This is a genomic window from Micromonospora sp. NPDC006431 (assembly GCF_042870725.1).
GTDB lineage: Bacteria > Actinomycetota > Actinomycetes > Mycobacteriales > Micromonosporaceae > Micromonospora.
This window is the reverse complement of record NZ_JBIAHQ010000002.1, coordinates 119,025-141,158: the sequence shown is the minus strand read 5'-3', so window position 1 is coordinate 141,158 and position 22,134 is coordinate 119,025. Positions and strand designations below refer to the sequence as shown.

18 protein-coding genes are annotated in these 22,134 nt (G+C 73.8%); 12 read left to right on the top strand and 6 right to left on the bottom strand.

Annotation, left to right across the window (positions count from 1 at the left end; all coding sequences use genetic code 11):
• The first annotated feature begins 149 nt into the window (after positions 1–149).
• Complete coding sequence (leuS, locus tag ACFYM6_RS04185) at positions 150–2,990, top strand: leucine--tRNA ligase (protein ID WP_387272084.1); 2,841 nt, start codon at positions 150–152, stop codon at positions 2,988–2,990.
• Between the two features lie 60 nt (positions 2,991–3,050).
• Here leuS and ACFYM6_RS04180 read toward each other — a convergent pair whose 3' ends face one another.
• Both ACFYM6_RS04180 and ACFYM6_RS04175 read right to left on the bottom strand, forming a co-directional pair.
• Complete coding sequence (locus ACFYM6_RS04180; RefSeq protein ID WP_387272082.1) at positions 3,051–3,893, bottom strand: ABC transporter permease subunit; 843 nt, start codon at positions 3,891–3,893, stop codon at positions 3,051–3,053.
• Positions 3,890–4,801 carry an ABC transporter ATP-binding protein gene (locus tag ACFYM6_RS04175; protein ID WP_387272080.1) on the bottom strand — a complete coding sequence of 304 codons (912 nt, stop codon included), beginning with the start codon at positions 4,799–4,801 and terminating at the stop codon, positions 3,890–3,892. The genes ACFYM6_RS04180 and ACFYM6_RS04175 overlap by 4 nt, the downstream gene beginning before the upstream one ends.
• A gap of 131 nt (positions 4,802–4,932) precedes the next feature.
• Between ACFYM6_RS04175 and ACFYM6_RS04170 the strand changes: the two genes are divergently transcribed.
• Together ACFYM6_RS04170 and ACFYM6_RS04165 are read left to right on the top strand one after the other, a co-directional pair.
• The gene (locus ACFYM6_RS04170; protein ID WP_387272078.1) at positions 4,933–6,108 is read left to right on the top strand and encodes a sensor histidine kinase; all 1,176 of its coding nucleotides are present in this window, start codon (positions 4,933–4,935) and stop codon (positions 6,106–6,108) included.
• Positions 6,105–6,761: a response regulator gene (locus ACFYM6_RS04165; protein WP_387272076.1), complete on the top strand. Its 657-nt coding sequence runs from the start codon at positions 6,105–6,107 to the stop codon at positions 6,759–6,761. Before ACFYM6_RS04170 ends, ACFYM6_RS04165 begins: the two co-directional genes overlap by 4 nt.
• Before the next feature lie 29 nt (positions 6,762–6,790).
• Here ACFYM6_RS04165 and ACFYM6_RS04160 read toward each other — a convergent pair whose 3' ends face one another.
• The 4 genes from ACFYM6_RS04160 to ACFYM6_RS04145 are packed head-to-tail and all read right to left on the bottom strand — an operon-like array spanning position 6,791 to position 10,223.
• A complete protein-coding gene (locus tag ACFYM6_RS04160) occupies positions 6,791–7,552 on the bottom strand; it encodes a phosphotransferase (protein WP_387272074.1) in 762 nt (253 codons plus the stop codon).
• 1 nt (position 7,553) lies between these two features.
• On the bottom strand, positions 7,554–8,270 hold the full coding sequence (locus ACFYM6_RS04155; protein WP_387272072.1) for a TVP38/TMEM64 family protein: 717 nt from the start codon (positions 8,268–8,270) through the stop codon (positions 7,554–7,556).
• Positions 8,267–8,986 (bottom strand): type 1 glutamine amidotransferase, encoded by a 720-nt coding sequence (locus ACFYM6_RS04150; RefSeq protein WP_387272070.1) that lies wholly within the window; start codon positions 8,984–8,986, stop codon positions 8,267–8,269. Before ACFYM6_RS04150 ends, ACFYM6_RS04155 begins: the two co-directional genes overlap by 4 nt.
• Positions 8,976–10,223: a MurT ligase domain-containing protein gene (locus ACFYM6_RS04145; protein ID WP_387272786.1), complete on the bottom strand. Its 1,248-nt coding sequence runs from the start codon at positions 10,221–10,223 to the stop codon at positions 8,976–8,978. The genes ACFYM6_RS04150 and ACFYM6_RS04145 overlap by 11 nt, the downstream gene beginning before the upstream one ends.
• 355 nt (positions 10,224–10,578) lie before the next feature.
• On the opposite strand from ACFYM6_RS04145, the gene mraZ reads away from it, so the two are divergent.
• From mraZ to murG, 9 genes are all read left to right on the top strand, one after another.
• Positions 10,579–11,010, top strand: coding sequence for a division/cell wall cluster transcriptional repressor MraZ (mraZ, locus tag ACFYM6_RS04140; protein ID WP_357435173.1), 432 nt, complete (start codon positions 10,579–10,581; stop codon positions 11,008–11,010).
• A 203-nt stretch (positions 11,011–11,213) separates the two neighbouring features.
• Positions 11,214–12,320 (top strand): 16S rRNA (cytosine(1402)-N(4))-methyltransferase RsmH, encoded by a 1,107-nt coding sequence (gene rsmH, locus ACFYM6_RS04135; RefSeq protein ID WP_387272784.1) that lies wholly within the window; start codon positions 11,214–11,216, stop codon positions 12,318–12,320.
• The gene (locus ACFYM6_RS04130; protein ID WP_387272068.1) at positions 12,317–12,916 is read left to right on the top strand and encodes a hypothetical protein; all 600 of its coding nucleotides are present in this window, start codon (positions 12,317–12,319) and stop codon (positions 12,914–12,916) included. Before rsmH ends, ACFYM6_RS04130 begins: the two co-directional genes overlap by 4 nt.
• A gap of 3 nt (positions 12,917–12,919) precedes the next feature.
• Positions 12,920–15,139, top strand: a complete 2,220-nt coding sequence (locus tag ACFYM6_RS04125; RefSeq protein ID WP_387272066.1) for a peptidoglycan D,D-transpeptidase FtsI family protein — start codon at positions 12,920–12,922, stop codon at positions 15,137–15,139.
• 52 nt (positions 15,140–15,191) lie between these two features.
• A complete protein-coding gene (locus ACFYM6_RS04120) occupies positions 15,192–16,805 on the top strand; it encodes a UDP-N-acetylmuramoyl-L-alanyl-D-glutamate--2,6-diaminopimelate ligase (protein WP_387272064.1) in 1,614 nt (537 codons plus the stop codon).
• Positions 16,802–18,199, top strand: coding sequence for a UDP-N-acetylmuramoyl-tripeptide--D-alanyl-D-alanine ligase (gene murF / locus ACFYM6_RS04115; protein WP_387272062.1), 1,398 nt, complete (start codon positions 16,802–16,804; stop codon positions 18,197–18,199). Before ACFYM6_RS04120 ends, murF begins: the two co-directional genes overlap by 4 nt.
• The gene (gene mraY / locus ACFYM6_RS04110) at positions 18,196–19,320 is read left to right on the top strand and encodes a phospho-N-acetylmuramoyl-pentapeptide-transferase (protein WP_387272060.1); all 1,125 of its coding nucleotides are present in this window, start codon (positions 18,196–18,198) and stop codon (positions 19,318–19,320) included. Before murF ends, mraY begins: the two co-directional genes overlap by 4 nt.
• 259 nt (positions 19,321–19,579) lie before the next feature.
• Positions 19,580–20,995, top strand: a complete 1,416-nt coding sequence (locus tag ACFYM6_RS04105) for an FtsW/RodA/SpoVE family cell cycle protein (protein WP_387272782.1) — start codon at positions 19,580–19,582, stop codon at positions 20,993–20,995.
• A complete protein-coding gene (murG, locus tag ACFYM6_RS04100) occupies positions 20,995–22,101 on the top strand; it encodes an undecaprenyldiphospho-muramoylpentapeptide beta-N-acetylglucosaminyltransferase (protein WP_387272059.1) in 1,107 nt (368 codons plus the stop codon). The genes ACFYM6_RS04105 and murG overlap by 1 nt, the downstream gene beginning before the upstream one ends.
• The last annotated feature ends 33 nt before the right edge of the window (positions 22,102–22,134 follow it).

Below are 22,134 nucleotides of genomic sequence, written 5' to 3'. Positions count from 1 at the left end.
CGGACATGGCCGGAGTCTTCCTGCTTCTTACCCAGCCGTGCTGATGCGCTGAACGCGCGACAGCACGGCGGCCCCTCCTGCGCGAGGGGCTTTTTTGTGCCCGCAGGAGACCTCCCACTATCCGACTTGACCCGCGCCGAGGAGACGCCATGAGTGAGGCAGCCGCACCGGCGACCGACATCCCCCCGTTCCGGTACACCGCGGCCCTGGCCGACGAGATCGAGCACCGCTGGCAGGACACCTGGGAGCGGGACGGCACCTTCCACGCGCCGAACCCGACCGGCCCGCTGGCCGACCCCGGCCACCCGCGGGCGGGCGCGGAGAAGCTGTACGTGCTGGACATGTTCCCGTACCCGTCGGGCGCCGGCCTGCACGTCGGCCACCCGCTGGGCTACATCGGCACCGACTGCTTCGCCCGCTACCAGCGGATGGCCGGGCGCAACGTGCTGCACGCCATGGGCTTCGACGCGTTCGGCCTGCCCGCCGAGCAGTACGCGGTGCAGACCGGCACCCACCCGCGGACGACCACCGAGGCGAACATCGAGCGGTACAAGGCGCAGCTGCGCCGGCTGGGGCTGGCCCACGACGAGCGACGCTCGGTGGCCACCATCGACACCGACTTCTACCGCTGGACCCAGTGGATCTTCCTGCAGATCTTCAACTCCTGGTACGACCACCAGGCGCGGAAGGCCCGCCCGATCGCCGAGCTGATCGCCGAGTTCGAGGGGGGCAACCGGCCCACTCCGGACGGCCGGCCGTGGGCCGAGCTGACCGTGGCCGAGCGGCGGAAGGCCGTCGACGACCACCGGCTGGCGTACGTCTCGGAGGCGCCGGTGAACTGGTGCCCGGGGCTGGGCACCGTGCTGGCCAACGAGGAGGTCACCGCCGACGGCCGCTCCGAGCGGGGCAACTTCCCCGTCTTCAAGCGGAACCTGAAGCAGTGGATGATGCGGATCACCGCGTACGGCGACCGGCTGCTGGACGACCTGGACAAGCTGGACTGGCCGGAGCCGATCAAGCTGATGCAGCGCAACTGGATCGGCCGTTCGCAGGGCGCGCACATCGACTTCCCCGCCGACCGGCACTCCATCCGGGTGTTCACGACCCGGCCGGACACCGTCTTCGGGGCCACCTACCTGGTGCTGGCCCCCGAGCACGAGCTGGTCGACGGGCTGGTGCCGGCGGCCTGGCCGGAGGGGACGAAGGAGTCCTGGACCGGCGGGCACGCCAGCCCCCGGGCGGCCGTCGAGGCGTACCGGAAGGCGGCCGCGGCCAAGACGGACGTGGAGCGGCAGGCGGAGACCCGGGAGAAGACCGGCGTCTTCGTCGGCGGGTACGCGACCAACCCGGTGACCGGCGCGCCCATCCCGATCTTCATCGCCGACTACGTGCTGGCCGGCTACGGCACCGGCGCGATCATGGCTGTGCCCGCCCAGGACGAGCGGGACTGGGACTTCGCCGAGGTGTTCGATCTGCCGATCGTGCGTACCGTGCAGCCGCCGGAGGGCTTCGCCGGCAAGGCGTACACCGGGGACGGCCCGGCGATCAACAGCGCCGCGCCCGACCGCGGCGTGGACCTGAACGGCCTGGGGGTGGCCGACGCCAAGGCCCGGATCATCGACTGGCTGGAGGCGAACGGGCACGGCACCGGCGCGGTGACCTGGCGGCTGCGGGACTGGCTGTTCAGCCGGCAGCGCTACTGGGGCGAGCCGTTCCCGATCGTGTACGACTCCAGCGGCGCGCCGATCGCGCTGCCCGAGTCGATGCTGCCGGTCGAACTGCCCGAGGTGGATGACTTCTCGCCGAAGACGTTCGACCCGGAGGACGCCGACTCGAACCCGGAGACGCCGCTGTCCCGCCGCAGTGACTGGGTGGAGGTGGAGCTGGACCTGGGCGACGGGCCGAAGCGCTACACCCGGGAGACCAACGTGATGCCGCAGTGGGCCGGCTCCTGCTGGTACGAGCTGCGCTACCTGGATCCGACGAACGGTGAGCGTTTCGTGGATGCGGAGAACGAGCGGTACTGGATGGGGCCGCGCGGCGCCGGCGACTGCGGCGGCACCGACCTGTACGTGGGCGGCGCCGAACACGCCGTGCTGCACCTGCTGTACGCCCGGTTCTGGCACAAGGTCCTGTACGACCTGGGCCACGTCTCCAGCTTCGAGCCGTTCCGGAAGCTGTTCAACCAGGGCTACATCCAGGCGTACGCCTACACCGACGCCCGCGGCGCCTACGTGCCCGCGGCGGACGTGGTGGAGAGCGACGGCGGCTTCTTCCTGGGCGACGTCCACGTCAACCGCGAGTACGGCAAGATGGGCAAGTCGCTGAAGAACGTGGTGACCCCGGACGAGATGTGCGCCGCGTACGGCGCGGACACCTTCCGGGTCTACGAGATGTCGATGGGCCCGCTGGAGGTGTCCCGGCCCTGGGAGACCCGGGCGGTGGTCGGCTCGTACCGGTTCCTGCAGCGGGTCTGGCGGGCGATCGTCGACGAGCAGACCGGCGCGGCGCGGGTCGTCGACGCACCGGCCGACGAGGAGACCCGCCGGCTGCTGCACCGGGTGGTCGACGGCGTCCGCGGCGACATGGAGGGGATGCGGTTCAACACCGCGATCGCCAAGCTGATCGAGCTGACCAACGGGCTGACCCGGCTGTCCGCCACGCCGCGCGAGGTGGCCGAGCCGCTGGTGCTGATGCTGGCGCCGTTCGCCCCGCACGTCGCCGAGGAGCTGTGGCAGCGGCTGGGCCACGACACCTCCCTGGCGTACGCGGACTTCCCGACCGCCGACCCGGCGCTGCTGGTCGCCGCGACGGTGACCTACCCGGTGCAGGTCAACGGCAAGGTGCGGGGCCGGATCGAGGTCCCCGCCGACGCGTCCGAGGACGACGTCCGGGGGGCCGCGCTGGCGGCGGTCGAGGGCGCGCTGGCCGGCAAGGAGCCCCGCAAGGTCATCGTGGTGCAGGGCCGGATGGTCTCGGTCGTCGCCTGACCCTGCCCATACCGCCGCAGGCGCGTCCCGTGATCGGGGCGCGCCTGCGGCATACCCGGGTCAGGGCTCGCGGCGGTGGACGACGGCCATGGCGGCCAGGGCGGCCACCACCGGCCAGACGGCGAGGACCGCCCACGAGCCGGGGACCGTAGCGAGGTGGTCGTTGAGCATGATGTACGGGTTCCCGACCAGGCGGTCCCAGGCGGGTACCGGCAGGGCGTTGTGGATCGCGGCCGTCCATTGGCGCTTGGTGTCGAAGGCCAACTGCAGCAGGAGCAGTACCGCCGTGGTGGTGACGATCGCCGGGGCGGTGTGCCGGACCAGCGCGCCGATGCCCAGCCCGGTCAGCGCGCACACCGGCAGCAGCAGCGCCGAGGCGGCGACGGCCCGCAGCGCCCCCGGATCGCCGAGCGCCGCGCCGGCACCACGGTCGGCGAGGATGGCCTGCGACAGCCCGAACGAGACACCCGCTGCCAGCACGCCGACGACCAGCATGACGACCGCCAGCACCACCACCTTGGCGCCCACCACGGCACGCCGGGCCGGGACGGCGGCGAAGGTGGTACGAATCTGTCCGCTGGCGTACTCGCCGGCGATCATCACCGCCCCGACGGCGCCGGCGGCCAGGACGATGAAGAGCCAGCCCTCGTCGGGAAAGGCATCGTGGATCGGGTCGAACGCGGCCCGCCGCTCGGCGGAGTAGTTTGGCCAGTTGTGGTGGTCGGCCAGGGCGGCCCGGGCGCTGAACAGCACGGCCGAGACCGCGATCAGCACGAGCGACCCGTACGTGGAGCGCAGCGACCACAACTTGATCCACTCGGCGCCGAGCAGGTCGCGGAAGCGCGCGGCGGGTTCGACGGCGTGGGGGCCGGCGGCGACGGCGGGTTCGATCGCGGTGCTCATCGGGCATCTCCTGCCGGGTAGTCGACGTGGTCGGCGGTGAGGTCCATGAACGCCTCCTCCAGCGAGGCGGTCCGGGTGGCCAGCTCGTGCAGCGGGATCCCATGCGTGCACGCCAGGTCGCCCACCCGGCCGGCGGCCAGCCCGGCGACCGAGAGCGATCCGTCGTCGGCCGGCCGGACCTCCGCGCCGGCGTCGCGCAGCGCGGCGGCCAGCGCCTCCGGTGCGGGCGTCCGGACGACGACGGCGGGTCCGGCGCTCCGAGCGGCGAACGCCGCCAGGCTCTCGTCGGCGACCAGCTCGCCGCGGCCGATGACCACCAGGTGGTCGGCGGTCTGCTCCATTTCGCTCATCAGGTGGCTGGAGACGAGTACCGTGCGACCCTCGGCCGCCAGACGGCGGAACAGGGCGCGTACCCAGCGCACCCCCTCCGGGTCGAGGCCGTTGAACGGCTCGTCGAACAGCAGCACCGGCGGGTCGCCGAGCAGCGCCGCCGCGATGCCCAGCCGCTGCTTCATGCCGAGCGAGAAGCCGCCGATCCGGCGCCGGGACGCCCCGGCCAGCCCTACCTCGCGCAGCACCTCGTCCGCCCGCGACCGGGCGATGCCGTTGCTGCGGGCCAAGGCGGTCAGGTGGGCGGCGGCGGTGAGCCCACGGTGCACGTCGGCGGCGTCGAGCAGCGCGCCCACGTGGCGGAGTCCGCGCCGGCGTTCGGCGAACGGACGTCCGTCCACGGTGACGGTGCCGCCGGTGGGCCGGTGCAGACCGAGGATCAGCCGCAGCGTGGTGGACTTGCCGGCGCCGTTGGGACCGAGGAACCCGGTCACGTGCCCGGGCCGGACGGTGAGGGTCAGCCGGTCGATGGCCGTGGTGCCGTCGTACCGCTTGGTCAGGTCACGTAGTTCGATCACGCGATCCAGGCTGCCGGCCCGCAGCCGGCCGGTCGTCCCACCGGCGACCACATCGGGCGGTCCAGCGTCCGCCCCGGGGCGTACGCCCCCGGGCCGATGACCCGGGCCGGCGCGCTGGTTACCGTGGGCCGATGGACGCCACCGCATCCCGGTCCGCCGCCGCCCTGGCCGCGCGGGCCGTGCTGACCTGGGCCGGCGTCGCGGTGCTGCCCGTCGTCGTCCTCTTCGCGCCGTTGTTCGCCGCCGCTGGTTCCGAGCTGAGGATCGCCGGCTGGTGGCTGCCGCTGCGTTACCTGGCACCCGCCCTGGTGGTCGCCCTGCCCGCCGGGCTGGTGCCGCGCCGGCCGCTGCTCGCCCTCGGGTTGATGCTCACCGGCGCGAGCCTGGTCACCGTCACCGTCCACGCCGGGGACGACGGCTATCTCGCCGACATCTGGTACCTGCAGTTCCTGGCGGTCGACCTGGTCGTGGGGCTGGTCGCGGCGCGCCGGTCCCGCCGGGTGTCGGTGGTCGCCGCCGGGCTGGTGCTGGTGGTGCAGGTCGCGGCGAGCTTCGTCAATCCCGCCCTGGACCCGCTGGACCGGGCCCTGCTCTCGGTGCTGGCCGTGGCCACCGCCTGGACCGTGGGGAACTCGGTCCGGGCCCGTCGCCGGCACGCCGACGAACTCAGGGCGCACGCCGCCGCCGAGGCGATCACCGCCGAACGGCTGCGCATCGCCCGGGAGCTGCACGACCTGGTGGCGCACAGCATCGGGGTGATCGCCATCCAGGCCGGAGTGGGTGCCCGCGTCATCGACACTCAACCGGGGGAGGCCCGCACGGCGCTCGCCACCATCGAGCGGGCCAGCCGGGAAACCCTGGCAGGGCTGCGGCGTACCCTCGGCGCACTGCGCCGACCGGAGGGAGTAGCAGCGTCGCTGGACTCCCCGCCTGGGCTGGCAGACCTGGATCGGCTGGTCGCCGCCGCAGCCGACGCCGGGGTGCGGGTGGCGGTCCGCCGATACGACGAGCCGCGCCCGCTGCCGACAGAGGTCGACCTGGCGGCGTACCGGATCGTGCAGGAGGCACTGACCAACGTGGTCCGGCACGCTGACGTCGAGGAGTGCCGGGTGACTGTCGAGTACCCGCCGGATGGGCTGTCGGTCGAGGTGGTGGACGCCGGTCGGGGCGGTCACCTCGGCGGTGAGGGGCATGGGATCGTCGGCATGCGCGAGCGGACGAGCCTGCTCGGCGGCCGGTTTACCGCCGGACCGCGGCCCGAGGGTGGGTTCCGGGTCGCCGCATGGCTGCCGGCGGAGGCGGCATGATGGTTCGGGTCCTCCTCGCCGACGATCAGCCGCTGGTCCGTGCCGGGCTGCGGGTGCTCATCGCCGACGCGCCGGACATCGAGGTGGTCGGGGAGGCCGGCACCGGTGCCGAGGCGGTCCGGCTGACCCGCGAGGCCGTCCCGGACGTGGTGCTGATGGACCTGCGGATGCCGGGCACCGACGGGATCGTCGCGACCCGGGCCATCACCGCTGCCGGTGGTCCGACCCGCGTCCTCGTCCTCACCACGTTCGACGACGACGAGCACGTGCACGCGGCGCTGCGCGCGGGGGCGAGCGGGTTCCTGGTCAAGGACATGGCGCTGGAGGAGATCCTCGGCGCGGTCCGGGTGGTGGCCGCCGGGGACGCGCTGATCGCACCGGGTGTCACCCGCCGGCTCATCGCCGAGTTCGCCCGGCGCCCGGCCCCGGCGCCGCGGGCCCGCGCCCTGCCCGGAGTGACCGACCGGGAGCGGGAGGTGCTGACCCTGGTCGGGCGGGGACTGTCCAACGCGGAGATCGCCGCCGAATTGGTGATCAGCACGGCCACGGCCAAGGCGCACGTGGCCCGCCTCTTCACCAAGCTTGGGGCCCGGGACCGGGTCCACCTGGTGATCGCCGCGTACGAGGCGGGCCTGGTGATCCCGTCCGAGTGAGCCGGCACGCCGGGTCGGGGCGCTGGGCGTCAGCGGATGCCGAACGCCGCCTCGACCGCCGGACGGTGCCGGAGCAGCCACTCCTGCCAGCTTCGTACCCCGTCGACCGCGCCGGCCGCGCGGAGCCGGCGCATGCCCGGTTCGTCGCGGTCGGCGCCGGCGTCGATGCCGCGCCAGGTGCCTTCGATCTGGTCGAGCATGACGTCGAGCAGTTCGTCGCGGGGGAACGGGACGCTCAGCCGCGCCGCCTCGTAGGCGTCGCAGAGCAGCCGGCAGCGGCGGCCCAGCTCGCCCGGATCGGCGTCCCTACCGAGGGTGGCCCAGTGCCAGCCGGCGAAGGCCACATCCTCGATCCGGCGGCCGGGCCCGGCCAGGTCCCAGTCGAGGAACGCCACCGGCAGCAACCCGGCCGGGGTGTCCCGGTAGACCGTGTTTTTCGGGGACAGGTCCCGGTGGCAGACCGTCTCCGCGCCGCCGGCCAGGTCGCCGCCGGCGCAGGCATCGTGCAGGGCACGGATCATCCCGGCCAGTCGGGTCAGCGCGGCGTCGGAGAAGTACGCCGGATCCTCCCGGTCCCGCCAGGGCACCCGCCCGCCGAGGTGGGTCAGCACCTGCCGCCCGTGCTCGTCCACGCCGAGATGCCGGGGCGCCAGTCCCGGGGCGGCGGTGGCCAGGTGCCCCAGCAGGGCCGCCACGTAGTCGAGGTTCGTCGGGGCGGTGCGGCGTACGGTGTCGCCGACCCGGAGCACCTCGGCGATGAAGCCGCCGGGCAGCACCTCCTCGGCGCTCATCTCAGCCCCCCGCCAGCCGGCGCCGCCGCTCGGCGCGCCACCAGCGGTGCACGATGACCACGCTGGCGATCAGGCCGAGGCCGGCCGGGGCGACGGCGTACCAGTTGATCTCGCCGGGGGAGCTGACCGCCGCGCCGAGCGCCGCGTACCCGACGGCGGTGGGGACCGCGGCGATCACGCTGCCGGCCAGGAACGGCAGCACCCGCGCGCCGGTGGTGCCGTAGCCGTAGCTGACCAGCCCGAAGCCGGCGATCGGCAGCAGTCGGACGGTGACCACCCCGAGCACGCTCTGCCGGGCGAACCAGCCGTCCAGCCGGGCCAGCCGCCCCCGGACCCGCTCGGCCACGAACTCCCGGCCGAGCAGGCGGCCGACCGCGAAGCCGAGCGCCGCCGCGAGCAGCGCCGCGCCGAGGGCGTACGCGGCACCCGCCACCGGGCCGAAGATCGCGCCCGCAGCGAGCGTGACGAAGGTACGCGGAACCAGTGCCACCAGCAGCAGCGCGCCGCCGAGGACCGCCGCCACCGGGGCGTACCCGCCGAGGGAGTGGGCGAGCCGGGGCAGCTCGGCCGGGGCCGGCCGGGGCAGGACCAGCAGCGCCACGGCGAAACCGCCGAGCAGCAGGAGCAACAGCCCGAACCGGCGGGCGGACGGCTGCCGGAGCATCCGCGCGAGCCGTGCGGATGACCGCCGGAGCAGCCCCCGGGTGGCCGGGATCATGCCCGGGCGGCGGCCACCGCGGCGCGGCGCTCGGAGCGGAGCCGCTCGGCCCAGGTGTCGTCGAGCGCGGGCAGCTGATGGGCGCCGGTGGCCCAGCGCAGCAGCAGGTCGGCCAGGGCCGGGTTGCGGGCCAGGGCCGGGCCGTGTGAGTAGGTGCCGAGCAGCTTGCCCCGCCAGGCGCCCTCGGTCGCCCCGTCGTTGCCGACGCCGGCCGTCACCCGGGCCACCGGGGACACCCCCGGACCCAGGTGGGTACGCCCGCCGTGGTTCTCGAAGCCGGTCAGGTACGGGATGCCCAGCCGCGCGTCGACCTCGCCGGCCAGCTCGCCGACCGCACGGGTGGGACCCCGGTCGGAGGCGATGTCCAGCAGCTCCAGCCCGGCGTACCTGGCGCCCTTGGCGAAGAAGGAGGTGCCGAGGAGCTGGTAGCCGGCGCAGACGCCGAACACCACCGAGCCCTGCGCCACCGCCCGGTGCAGGCCACCGTCGGCGATCAGCCGCTGCGCGCCCAGCGCCTGCGGGCCGTCCTCGCCGCCGCCGATCAGATAGATGTCGGCGGTGGCGGGCAGCCGCTGGTCGGAGCGGACCTCCAGCACTTCGACCGGCATGCCGCGCAGCTGGGCCCGCCGGGCCAGGATCAGCGCGTTGCCCCGGTCCCCGTAGGTGGACAGCAGGTCGGGGTAGATCCAGACGATGCGCAGGCTCTCAGTTGACACGGTCCAGCTCCGCTCGGATGTCCTGGAAGGCGGTGTAGTTGGCGATGACCTCCAGGCGGCCCGGCGGCACCGCCCGGACCGCCTCGTCGAAGCTGCGCATGTGCTGGAACGGCACGCCGTTGACGTCGAGCCGGACGGCGAGGTCGTACGCCCGGTCGCCGGTGATCAGCACCTGCCGGCCGCGCAGCGGGGCGAAGTCGACGTCGAAGAGCCAGGAGGTGTCCAGCCCGTCGGGGTCGCGGGCGTTGATGGAGAGCAGGGTCGGCGCCTCGTCGGCCATGTCGAACGCCTCCAGCCAGCTGGCCGGGTTCTTCGCCAGGAGCAGCCGGATGTTGCGCCCGTCCCGGTCGACCTGGGCGTAGCGGCCGGCCACCGAGGTGACCGTGCCGAGTCGGGAGACCGCGTCCACCGGCCGTACGCCGAACTCGGCGGCGACCGCCAGGGCGGTGGCCGCGTTGCCCAGGTTGACCCGGCCGGGGAGCTGGAGCTGGATCTTGTGCCAGGCGCCGGTGGGGTCGAGCACGCCGTCGTCCTCGACGGTCCACTGCGGTGCGGGCCGGCGCAGCGGGCAGCCGGTGCACCACCACTGGTCACCTGTGCGCTGGATGGTGGCGCCGCACTCGGGGCAGACCCACGAGTCGTCGTGCCAGCGCTGGCCGGCGCTGAACCAGGTGACCTTGGGCGGGATGTGGCCCTGGGCCGGGTCGGCCGGCGGGGTGGCGGCCCACACCACCATCGGGTCGTCGGCGTTGGCGACCACCCGGACGTCGGGGTGCCGGACCAGCGCGGCGCGCCAGAGCTGCGCCATCATGGCGACCTCCTTGGCCCGGTCGAGCTGGTCGCGGGAGAGGTTCAGCAGCGCCACCACGTGCGGCTCGGTGGCCTCCAGCACCTGGGCGAGGTAGTGCTCGTCGACCTCGAGCACCGCGTACGGGGTGCTGCCGGCCTTGGCCAGTGCCGAGGTGTGGCCGGTGGGCATGTTGGCGCCGAAGGAGTTGGTGGCGACCCGGCCGAGCACGCCGACGGCGGCGGCGGTGAGCCGGGTGGTGGTGGTCTTGCCGTTGGTGCCGGACACCAGCGCGATGGCGCGACCCGCCGACAGGTGCGCGAGCAGGTCAGGGTCGATCTTGAGGCCGATCCAGCCGCCGATCACCGAGCCGTCGCCACGACCCGCGGCCCGCGACAGCGCCGCTGCGGTCCGCGACACCGAGCTGGCCACCTTCGCCCGCAGGGGCATCTTCGCGTCCGTCACCCGAGCGAGGTTACCGGACCCCGGCGCCCGCCAGATCGCCGCCGACGGCGATCCGTTCGGCCGGGGGCACCCGGCGGACGGCCATCGGGCGCTCGGCCGGATGGAGTCGATCTATGTCGGGTAGCGGACCCGCGTCGGGGGCCGCCGCCGCCCTCCACTCCGCCCCACCCCATTTGACGTGCGCTTTTACGTGTGGACGCGACGCGCCACGCGGGCGTTTCTGGTTGCAGGTGGAGGGAAGTGGAGTAGAGTGGGGCGCGATGGTGAGGCCGGGAGGGCCACACCGGCCCGGGGGGTCAGCGGCGCCGCGAACGCCGCTCAGGGCGAGGGGGTTGGGCCGATGTTCCTCGGCACCCACACCCCACGCCTGGACGACAAAGGCCGGTTGATCCTGCCGGCGAAGTTCCGGGACGAACTGGCGGGGGGTGTCGTGATCACGAAAGGGCAGGAGCGCTGCCTCTACGTCTTCCCGATGCCCGAGTTCCAACGAATCGCCGACCAGTTGCGCGCGCAGCCGATGACGAGCAAGACGGCCCGGGCCTACAGCCGGGTCTTCTTCGCCAGCGCGCACGACGAGGTGCCGGACAAGCAGGGGCGGGTCACCATCCCCGCGCACCTGAGGTCTTACGCCGCGCTCGACCGGGATCTGGTCGTGATCGGCGCGAGCACCCGGGTGGAGATCTGGGACAAGGCGGCCTGGGAGGCCTACCTCACGGAGAGCGAAGACGACTTCGCCGACATCGAGGAGGGGGTGCTGCCCGGCGGTCTGTAGGGCGTGACGACGCCCGACGTACTGCGAGATCTCCAGCCGCTTTCGAGTTCCTGGCACCCCTTCCCCGGTGCCAGGCGCACGATCCAACCGGAGGGCCGCGGCCTCCGGCGGGCGGGAGCGGATGGGGATCTGGCGGTATGACGAGGCGTCGTGGCGACGACGGACGCGATAGGGACGGAAGGTTTCAACCAGTGGGGGTCGACATGGGGGAGCTACGCGGCGCGCACGTGCCGGTGCTGCTCGAGCGGTGTCTCGAGCTGCTCGCCCCGGCGCTCGGCCGGAAGGGCCGGACCGTGCACGTCGACGCCACGCTGGGGCTGGCCGGGCACGCCGAGGCGGTGCTGGCGGCGCACCCGAACACGGTGCTGATCGGCCTGGACCGGGACACCGAGGCCCTCGCCCACGCGCGGGTCCGACTGGCCCGGTTCGCCGACCGGATCCACCTGGAGCACGCCGTCTACGACGAGCTGCCCGAGGTGCTCGACCGGCTCGGGTACCCGGCGGTCGACGGGGTCCTGTTCGATCTCGGCGTCTCGTCCCTGCAACTCGACGCGCCCGACCGCGGGTTCGCGTACGCGCAGGACGCGCCGCTGGACATGCGGATGGACCAGACCCGGGGGGTGACCGCCGAGGAGGTGGTCAACACCTACTCGCACCCCGAGCTGGCCCGGCTGCTGCGGGTGTACGGCGAGGAGAAGTTCGCCGGCAAGATCGCCTCGGCGATCATCCGGGAGCGCGAGCGCGCCCGGATCACCTCGTCGGCCCGGTTGGCCGAGCTGGTCCGGGAGAGCATCCCGGCACCAGCCCGACGAACCGGCGGACACCCGGCAAAGAGAACGTTTCAGGCTTTACGGATCGAGGTAAACCGGGAACTGGCAGCGCTGGAAGCGGCGCTGCCGGCCGCGCTCGACAAGCTCACCGTGGGCGGCCGCATGGTGGTCCTGTCCTACCACTCGCTGGAGGACCGGCTCACCAAGCACGCGCTCGCCGACCGGGTCCGCAGCAAGGGCCCGGTCGACCTCCCGGTCGAACTGCCCGGGTCGGGCCCGACGTTCCGGCTGCTCAGCCGGGGCGCCGAGCTTCCCGGGGAGGCGGAGGTCGCCGCGAACCCGCGCGCCGCGTCGGTGCGGCTGCGGGCCGCGGAACGGCTCGACCCGGAGGCGGCCCGGCAGGGGCGTACCGACCGCGAACGGTACCGCCGCCGGGTGAAGGCGATGCACCAACCGGGGACGGGGTCACCGGGGTCCGTACCGGACCCGTCGGCCCCGAGGGACGGGAACGGGACGGACGACGAGGGGGAGGGGACATGAACGTCAACACGCGCGACGGCCGGGACGCCGTCGGGCAGCGCGCACCGCGGTCGGGGGGCCGGACCGCGGCGCAGCGCACCACGCGTACCGCGACGGCGACGGCGGGGGCCGACCGGCGCGACCGCCGGGAGGAGACTCGCGCCCGGGGGGCGCGCGAGTTCGCCACCGACGGCACCGCCGCGCTGCGGCCGGCCGAGCGGACCCGGAACACCGGTGCGGCGTCGCCGCGGCTGCGGGTCGCCCCGCCGCCGCCGGTGTCCGTGCCGCGGGCGCCGTTCGTCGGGCTGATCCTGGTGCTGGTGGTCGGCGGGGTGCTGGGCATCCTGGCGATCAACACCAAGATCAACGAGAACGCCTTCAAGCTGGAGAGGCTCCAGCAGGAGCAGGCCAAGCTCGACGTCGACCAGCAGCAGCTGAAGCAGGAGATCGCCGAGCAGAAGGCCCCGGGCAACCTGACCGCCAACGCCCGCAAGCTCGGCCTGGTGGAGTCCGGCGATCCGGCGTACATCCGGCTGCCGGACGGGAAGATGATCGGCGTGCCGCACCCGGCGCAGGGCGCGCCCGCCATCACCAGCCAGCAGGGCAACGGAGGCTGAGCCGTGCCGCCGAGATCGGAGGAACCGCGCCGGGACGCCACAGGCTCCCGGCGCGGCTCGTCCCCGGGTGGCCGGGGCGCCGACCCCCGCTCCGGGGAACCGGGCGTCGGCGGGATCTCCGACGCCCGGGCGTACACGCCCCGGGGGCGGACCATCCGGGAGGGCGGCGGCGCCGCCCGGACCGGCGGGGGCGCCGAGCAGCGGCGTACCCCGCGCACCAGCCGCTCCGGTGACCCGTTCCGGCCTGCGCTGCAGGTGCTCGACGGCGGCCGGGCCGGGGCGGCCCGCGCCGGCCGCCGGGACACCGCGGGCGGCCGGAGCGGCGTGGTGCGGACCGTGTCGGCGCGCCCGGCCCGGGAGCCCTTCGACGACGAGGCGCCGGCGCCGCGCCGCCGGACGGCCCCGCGCCGCCCGGCGCGGCCGGCCGCCGCCCGCCGACCGGCCCGCAAGCCGCGCCGGCCGCCGAAGCTGGCCGACCCGCGCCGCCGGCTGCGGCTCGGCACGCTGCTCGCCCTCGCGCTCTTCGCCACCATCGGCGTCCGGCTGGTCTTCCTGCAGACCGTGGACACCCCGGCGTACGCCGACGGCGGGCTCACCAACCGGCTCACCGTGGTCGAGCTGCCGGCCCCGCGCGGGGCCATCTACGACTGGAAGGGCGAGCCGCTGGCGCACAGCGTCGAGGCGCGTTACGTCTTCGCGGACCCGACCAAGATCAAGGACCCGCTCGCCACCGCGAAGCTGCTCTCCCCGCTGCTCGGGGTGCAGGCCTCCGAACTGGCCGAGAAGATGAAGGAGCGCACCCTCCCCGGCACCACCACCAAGTCCCAGTTCGAGTACCTGGCCCGCGGCGTCGACATCGACAAGGCCAAGCAGATCATGGCGCTGGAACTGGCCGGCATCGGCACGCACCGGGACGAGAAGCGCGTGGTCCCCGGCGGCGACCTGGCCGCCAACCTGATCGGCTTCACCAGCCCCGACATGAACGGCCTGGAGGGCCTGGAGGCGAAGTACGACGACCTGCTGCGGGGACAGCCCGGCCGGAAACGGTACGAGGCGGGGCAGGGTGCCCTGGCCGCGCCGATCCCCGGCGGCTACAGCGAGACCACGCAGGCGAAGCCCGGCAGCTCGCTGGGGCTCACGATCGACCGTGACCTGCAGTTCCAGGCCCAGCGGATCCTGTCCACCCGGATGGCCCAGACCCGGGACAGCGTGGGCGCGGCGGTGATCATCGAGGTGCCCTCCGGCGAGGTGCGGGCCCAGGTGAGCTACCCCGGCTACAGCGCGACCGAGCCGACGAAGGTCAACTCGCCGAGCGACCGGGCGGACGCGGCCACCAGCTTCGTGGTCGACCCGGGCTCGATCCACAAGGCGATCACCTACGGCGCCGCTCTCCAGGAGGGCGTGATCACCAAGGACACGGTCTTTCCCGTCGCGAACACGATCATCAAGGGCGGGGTGAGGTTCGAGGACACCCACCCGGCGAACGGGCGGCGGATGAGCATTCCCGGCATGCTGGCGTTCTCGTCCAACGTCGGGACCATCGAGATCGCCGAGAAGCTGGGCCCGGACCGGCTCATCGACTACCAGAAGCGGTTCGGGCTGGGGCAGCCCACCGGCGAGGGGATGCCCGGGGAGGCCTCCGGGCGGCTGCTCCCCGCCGACCAGTGGAGCGGCTCGGCGCACGGGTCGGTGCCGATCGGGCACAGCGTGGACGCCACGCCGTTGCAGATGGCCGCCGCGTACGCCGCCATCGCCAACGACGGGACGTACGTCCAGCCCCACCTGATCAAGGACGTGATCGGCCCGGACGGGAAGCGGACGCCGGGGCCGAAACCGGTCACTCGCCCGGTGCTCAGCCCGCAGAACGCCGCCGCGCTGCGCACCATGCTGGAGGCGGTCACCACGGTCGATGAGGGACCGGGCGAGCGGGCCACCGGCCTGGCCGCTGCGGTCCCCGGCTACCGGGTGGCCGGCAAGACCGGCACCGGCCTGCGGTACGTCGACGGCAAGCAGCAGCCGGGCGAGGTCCACTCGTTCATCGGGATGGCCCCCGCGGAGAAGCCACGGTACGTGGTGGCGGTCTTCGTCTGGAGCCCGGGCGGGGAGGGCGGCGGGGTGGCCGCACCGGCCTTCCGGGAGATGATGGGCTTCACTCTCGCGCACTACCGGGTGCCGGCCTCGCCGACCAACAAGTCCCCCAAGTTCGAGGTCTTTCCGCGCTGAGCGGGCACCGGGAGACATCATCGGTGAGTGGCGACGAACCACCGGGGCGGCTGTGCGCTCGGGACCGGACGACCGGGTAGGGTCTGACGCCGTGCCCGGCAATCCACGTCCCCGTACCGTGCATCCCGTCCGGCTCGGCGACCTCGCCGCCCGGTTGCGGGCGAGCGCGCGGAGCGAGCTTGCGAGCCCCGCAGCCGCGAGCCAACGACAGGGTCAGCTGCCTCCGGAGGCCGCCGACGTGGCCGTCACCGGGGTGACCCACGCCAGCCAGGAGGTCCGCCCCGGCGACCTGTACGCGGCCCTGCCCGGCGCCCGCCGGCACGGCGCGGAGTTCGCCGCCGCCGCGGCCGAGTCCGGCGCGGTGGCCGTGCTGACCGACCCGGCCGGGGTGGCGCTGGCCGCCGACACGGGCCTGCCCACGCTGGTGGTGGACGATCCCCGGGCGGTGCTCGGCGAGGTCGCTGCCACGGTCTACGGCGATCCGACCGCCGGCCTGACCGTGATCGGCGTCACCGGCACCGCCGGCAAGACCTCCACCAGCTACCTGATCGAGTCCGGGCTGCGCGCCGCCGGGCACACCACGGGCCTGATCGGCACCGTGGAGACCCGGCTCGGCGACCTGGTGATCGACAGCGTCCGGACCACCCCGGAGGCGACCGACCTGCACGCCATGCTCGCCGTGGCCCGGGAGCGGGGGGTCGACGCGGTGGTCATGGAGGTGTCCAGCCACGCGCTGGCCATGGGACGGGTCGGCGGGGTCCGCTTCACCGTCGGCGGCTACACCAACTTCGGCTCCGATCACCTGGACTTCCACGCCGACGAGGCGGACTACTTCGCCGCCAAGGCGAAGCTCTTCGACGGGCGCTGCCAGGTCGAGGTGCTCAACCACGACGACCCGGCGCTGCGCCCGCTGGTCAAGCCGGCGACCGTGACCTACTCGGCGGCCGGCGACCCGACCGCCACCTGGTGGGCCGACGGCGTCGACGGCGAGGGGTACGCCCAGCGCTTCACGGTGCACGGCCCGGACGGGCTGACCCTGCCCACCGGCGTCTCGCTGCCCGGGCGGCACAACGTGGCCAACGCCCTGCTCGCCATCGCCACCCTGGTGGCCGCCGGGGTCGACCCGGCCACGGCGGCCCGCGGGGTGGCCGCCTGCGGCGGGGTGCCCGGGCGGTTGGAACTGGTCAGCGGCGACGCCCCGGTGCTCGGCGTGGTCGACTACGCGCACAAGGCCAATGCCATCGAGGCGGTGCTGACCGCCCTGCGGGACCTGACCACCGGCCGGCTGATCTGCGTCCTGGGCGCCGGCGGCGACCGGGACCGGGGCAAGCGGCCGGTGATGGGGGCGGTCGCGGCGACCGGAGCCGACGTGGTGCTGGTGACCGACGACAACCCGCGCACCGAGGAGCCGGCCGCGATCCGGGCCGAGGTGCTGGCCGGGGCGTACGCGGCGAACACCGCCGCGCGGATCATCGAGGCGCCCGGCCGGCGGGCCGCGATCGAGGAGGCGGTCCGGTTGGCCGAACCGGGTGACATCGTGGCCCTGCTCGGCAAGGGGCAGGAACGCGGCCAGGAGATCAACGGCGAGGTGCTGCCGTTCGACGACCGGGTGGAGCTCGCCGAGGCGCTGCGTGTCCGGTTCGGCGACCTGGTGGGGCGGCCATGATCCCGCTGACCCTGGCCGAGGTGGCCGCGGCCGTCGACGGGCGGCTGGCCGCCGCCGACCCGGACGCCCGGGTCACCGGGTCGGTCGAGTTCGACTCCCGCAAGGTCGGCCCGGGCGGCCTCTTCGTCGCCTTCCCCGGCGAGCAGGTGGACGGGCACGACTACGCGGCCACCGCGGTCGACGCCGGCGCGGTGGCCGTGCTCGGCACCCGCGAGGTGCCGGGCGTGCCGATGGTGCTGGTGGCCGACGCGCTCGACGCGATGGGGCGGCTGGCCCGCACGGTGGTCGACCGGCTGCCCGGACTGACCGTGATCGGGCTCACCGGGTCGTCCGGCAAGACCACCACCAAGGACCTGATCGCCCAGCTCGCGGTCCGGCTCGGCCCGACCGTGGCGCCACCCGGCTCGTTCAACAACGAGCTGGGGCACCCGTACACCGCGCTGCAGGCCGGCCCGGAGACCCGATACCTGGTCATGGAGAAGGGCGCCCGCGGGGTGGGGCACGTGCGCTACCTGTGCGAGGTGGTGCCGCCGCGGATCTCCGTGGTGCTCAACGTCGGGGTCGCGCACATCGGCGAGTTCGGCTCGGTGGAGACCATCGCCCTCGCCAAGGGGGAGCTGGTCGAGGCGCTGCCCGCCGACGGGCTGGCCGTGCTGAACGCCGACGACCCGCTGGTCGACGCGATGGCGGCCCGTACCGAGGCCCGGGTGGTCCGGTACGGCGAGTCGGAGCGGGCCGACGTGCGGGCGGTGGACGTGACGCTGGACGGGCGGGGCCGGCCGTCGTACACGCTGGTGACCCCGGAGGGGAGCGTGCCGGTGCGGCTCGGGCTGACCGGGCGGCACCAGGTCTCCAACTCGCTGGCCGCCGCGGCGGTCGCCCGCGAGCTGGGGATGCCGCTGGCCGAGCTGGCCGCCGCCCTGGGCGAGCTGGGCCTGGTCTCCACCCGCCGGATGGACGTCTTCGAACGCGCCGACGGGGTCACGGTGATCGACGATTCGTACAACGCCAACCCGGCCTCGATGGGCGTGGCGCTCCGGGCGCTCGCCAGCCTGGGCGGGCGGGGGCGTACTGTCGCGGTGCTCGGCTACATGGCCGAGCTGGGGGACTTCGAACGGGAGGGACACCAGCAGGTCGGCCGGCTCGCGGCCGAGTTGGGCGTCGACCGGCTGCTCGTGGTGGGCGAGCCGGCGGCGCCGATCCACCACGGGGCGACAGCGGTAGGCAACTGGGGAGGAGAGTCGGTGCTGCTCACCGATCAGGCGGCGGCCGTCGAGGTGCTGCGGAGCGAGCTACGTCCGGGTGACGTGGTCCTGGTGAAGGGCTCCCGGTACCGCACGTGGGAGGTGGCCGACGCGCTGCGCGCGGACGCCACTGAGGGGGCCGCCTCATGAGGGCGGTCATCGTCGCCATCGGGGTCGCCTTCCTCATCTCGCTGTTCTGCACCCCGATCGCGATCAAGGTGTTCACCCGGCTCAAGGCCGGCCAGCCGATCCGGGCCGAGGGCCCGGCCATGCACCAGGGCAAGAAGGGCACGCCGACGATGGGCGGCGTGGTCTTCATCCTGGCCACGGTGATCGCGTACGTCGCCGGCCACCTGGCCCTGACCACCCTGCCGGACGCCCAGATCGCCCAGGTCGAGCCGACCATCACGGCGCTGGTGCTGCTGGGGCTGATGGTGTTCTCCGGCGCGGTCGGCTTCATCGACGACTTCCTGAAGGTGCGCAAGCGGCACAGCGGCGGCCTCAACAAGCGGGGCAAGCTGGCCGGCCAGATCATCGTTGGCGCGGTTTTCGGCGTCGTGGCGCTCTACTTTCCGAGCACCATGTACGACGTCAGCGGCAACCGGACCAACGCCGAGACGGTGGGCAGCACCACGCTGAGCTTCATCCGGGACATCCCCGCCCTGGAGATCGGCAAGGTCGCCTCGGTGATCGTCATCGTCCTGGTGGTGATGGCCGCCACCAACGGCGTCAACCTCACCGACGGCCTCGACGGCCTGGCCACCGGCGCCTCGGTGATGGTGCTCGCCGCGTACGGGCTGATCGCGTTCTGGCAGTACCGGCACTGGTGCGCCGACCCGAACTACACCGAGGCGTACTGCTACACCGTCCGGGACCCGCTGGAGATCGCCCTGATCGCCGGGGCGGCGGCCGGCGCCTGTGTGGGCTTCCTGTGGTGGAACACCTCGCCGGCCCGGATCTTCATGGGCGACACCGGGGCGCTCGGCCTGGGCGGCCTGATCGCCGGCATGGCGATGTCCACCCGGACCATCCTGCTGCTGCCGATCATCGGCGCGCTCTTCGTGATCATCACGATGTCCGTGGTGATCCAGATCATCTCGTTCCGGACCACCGGTAAGCGGGTGTTCCGGATGTCGCCGCTGCAGCACCACTTCGAGCTGGCCGGCTGGAGCGAGGTCAACATCGTGGTCCGCTTCTGGATCATCGCCGGCATCGGCGTGGCCATCGCGCTGGGCCTGTTCTACAGCGAGTTCCTCGCCGCGGTCAGCTGAGCGCAGCCGTGCAGGGGCCCTTTGCTCTTCGGCAGGTCCCTGGTGGTGACCACCGGTCCGCTGGCAGGCCGTCCTCCCGCCCCGACACGCCGACCGGGCGGTTGCGCCACGGGCGGGCGGGTCGAGCCGCGATGATGGGCGGGTGGGGGAGGGACGAGACACCGAGGGCACCACCGACACGCAGAGCAGACGGGCACCGGCCGCGACCCGGCCGGCCGACCCGCCGGCCCCGCCGCTCGGGCTGGACGCCGCCGGCGGGCTGGCCGCGCTGCGCGGCCTGCTGGCCCGGCCGTTGGCCTCCTATTATCTGCTGCTGTCCAGCGCCGGCCTGCTGCTGCTGATCGGCCTCACCATGGTCTTCTCGGCGACCAGCGTGAAGGACTACGCCGAGGACGGCGACGCCTCGGCCTCGCTGGTCAGGCAGACCGTCTTCGCGGTGATCGGCATCGTGGCGTTCTGGGCCTGCCAGCGGTTGCCCGCCCGCACCTTCCGGGCGATCGCCCGGCCCTTCCTCGGCGTGGCCGTGGTGCTGTTGCTGATCCTCAACCTGCTGGTCGCGCTGGAGGCGCTGTTCCGGGTGAAGTCGGTCGGCCCGCTCGAGGCCAACCTGCTCTGGCTCTGGCTCGGCCCGGTCTCGGTGCAACCGGTCGAGGTGGCCAAGTTCGCGCTGGTGCTCTGGGGCGCGCACGTGCTGGCCCGCAAGGGCGCCGCGCTGGGCTGGTGGAAGGAACTGGCCACCCCGCTGTTCCCGGTGGTCGGGCTGCTCTCCGTGCTGGTCGGTTACAACGACCTGGGCAGCATGCTCTGCCTGCTGGCCCTGGTGGTCGGCATGCTCTGGGCGGCCGGCGTACGGAGGCGGGTCTTCGCCGCCCTCTCCGCGGTCGGCCTGCTCGGCGTCGGCCTGCTGGTCGCCGCCGCGTCCCTGGGGGCCGGCTCGGGTTCGCGCGATGCCGACAACTACCGGCTGACCCGGCTCACCTCGTTTCTCGACCCGCCCGACCCGAAGACCTGCTTCGAGGAGCAGTTGGAGGGCTGCTACCAGCTCGTCCAGGCCCGCTACGCGCTCGGCCACGGCGGCTGGTTCGGTGTCGGGCTGGGCAAGAGCACCTTCAAGTGGGCCTGGCTGCCCGAGGCGCACAACGACTTCATCTTCGCGATCATCGCCGAGGAGTTGGGCGTGGTCGGCTGCACCGTGGTGCTGGTGCTGTTCGCCGTGCTGGCGTACACCGGGCTGCGGATCGCCCGGCGGGTGGAGGACCCGTTCCGCCGGCTCGCCGCGGCCGGCGTCACGGCCTGGCTGGTCGGCCAGGCGGTGATCAACATCGGCGGGGTGACGGGACTGCTGCCGCTGACCGGTGTGCCGCTGCCGTTCATCTCCGACGGCGGCAGCGCCCTGGTGGTCACCCTGGCGGCGGTCGGCATGCTCGCGTCCTTCGCCCGGGCCGAGCCGGACGCGGCCCGAGCCCTGCATGCCCGTCCGCCGGCCCGGTGGGTCCGACTACTCTGGGCCCCGTTGCCGCCGATTGCCGGCCGGCGCCGCCGCCCGGCGGCGCCACCGGCGGACCGTGGGTCCGTACCCCGGTCCCGGTCGCGGCGGGAGGACGACCAGGCCGCAGCCCGCGCCGCCCGGCGGGGCCGGACGCGCGCCGGGACGGCGAGCGAGAGGAGACGCTGATGGGTCCGCTGCGTTCGGTGGTGCTCTGCGGAGGAGGCACCGGCGGGCATATCTACCCGTTGCTCGCCTTCGCCGACTGCCTGCGCCGACACGACCCCAGCGTCCGGGTCACCTGCCTCGGCACACCCAAGGGCCTGGAGAACGAGCTGATCCCGCCGGCCGGCTACGACCTGCGACAGATCCCCGCCTACCAGCTGCCCCGCTCGGTCAACATGAGCCTGGTCCGCACCCCGGACCGGATGTGGAAGGCGGCCCGCGCGGCGGGCAAGGTGATCGACGAGGTGCGGGCCGACGTCGTGGTCGGCTTCGGGGGGTACGTCTCGGTGCCCGGCTACCTGGCCGCGTGGCGCCGGGAGCTGCCGATCGTCATCCACGAGGTGAACGTGCCGCCGGGCGTGGCCAACCGGCTCGGGATGAAGTTCACCAAGCACGTCGCGGTGGGCTTCCCGCACCAGCCGGCGCAGGCCGAGTCGCTGCGCAACGCCCGGGTGGTCGGGGTGCCGCTGCGCCGCGGCATCGCCGGCCTGGACCGGGCCGCCATGCGCAACGCCGCCCGCGCCCACTTCGGACTCCGCCCCGACCTGCCGGTGCTCTTCGTCGCCGGCGGCTCGCAGGGCGCCCGCTCGATCAACCTGGCGGTTTCCGGGGCGGCCAAGGAGTTGGCCCGCAACGGCGTGCAGGTGCTGCACGTGATCGGGGCCCGCAACGAGCCGGTCTCGATCCCCACCGACCTGCCGGTGCCGTACGTGACCCTGCCCTACCTGTCCGAGATGGAGCTGGGCTACGCCGCCGCCGACCTGATGCTGGCCCGGGGCGGCGCGATGACCTGTGCCGAGGTGGCCGCCATCGGGCTGCCCACCATCTACGTGCCGTACCCGCACAGCAACCAGGAGCAGAAGCGCAACGCGCTGCCCGTGGTGGACGCCGGTGGCGGGCTGCTCGTCGACGACGCCGAGCTGACCCCGAGCTGGCTGGAGCGGACGGTCATCCCGCTGGTCCGGGACCCGCAGCGGCTCGCCGCGATGGGCGCCGCCGCGGCCGCGTACGGCCGGCGCGACGGCGACGTCGCCCTGCTGAACTTCGTCTACGAGGCGGTGGCTCGGTGAGCGCGAGGAGTGAGCTTGCGAGCCCCGCAGTCG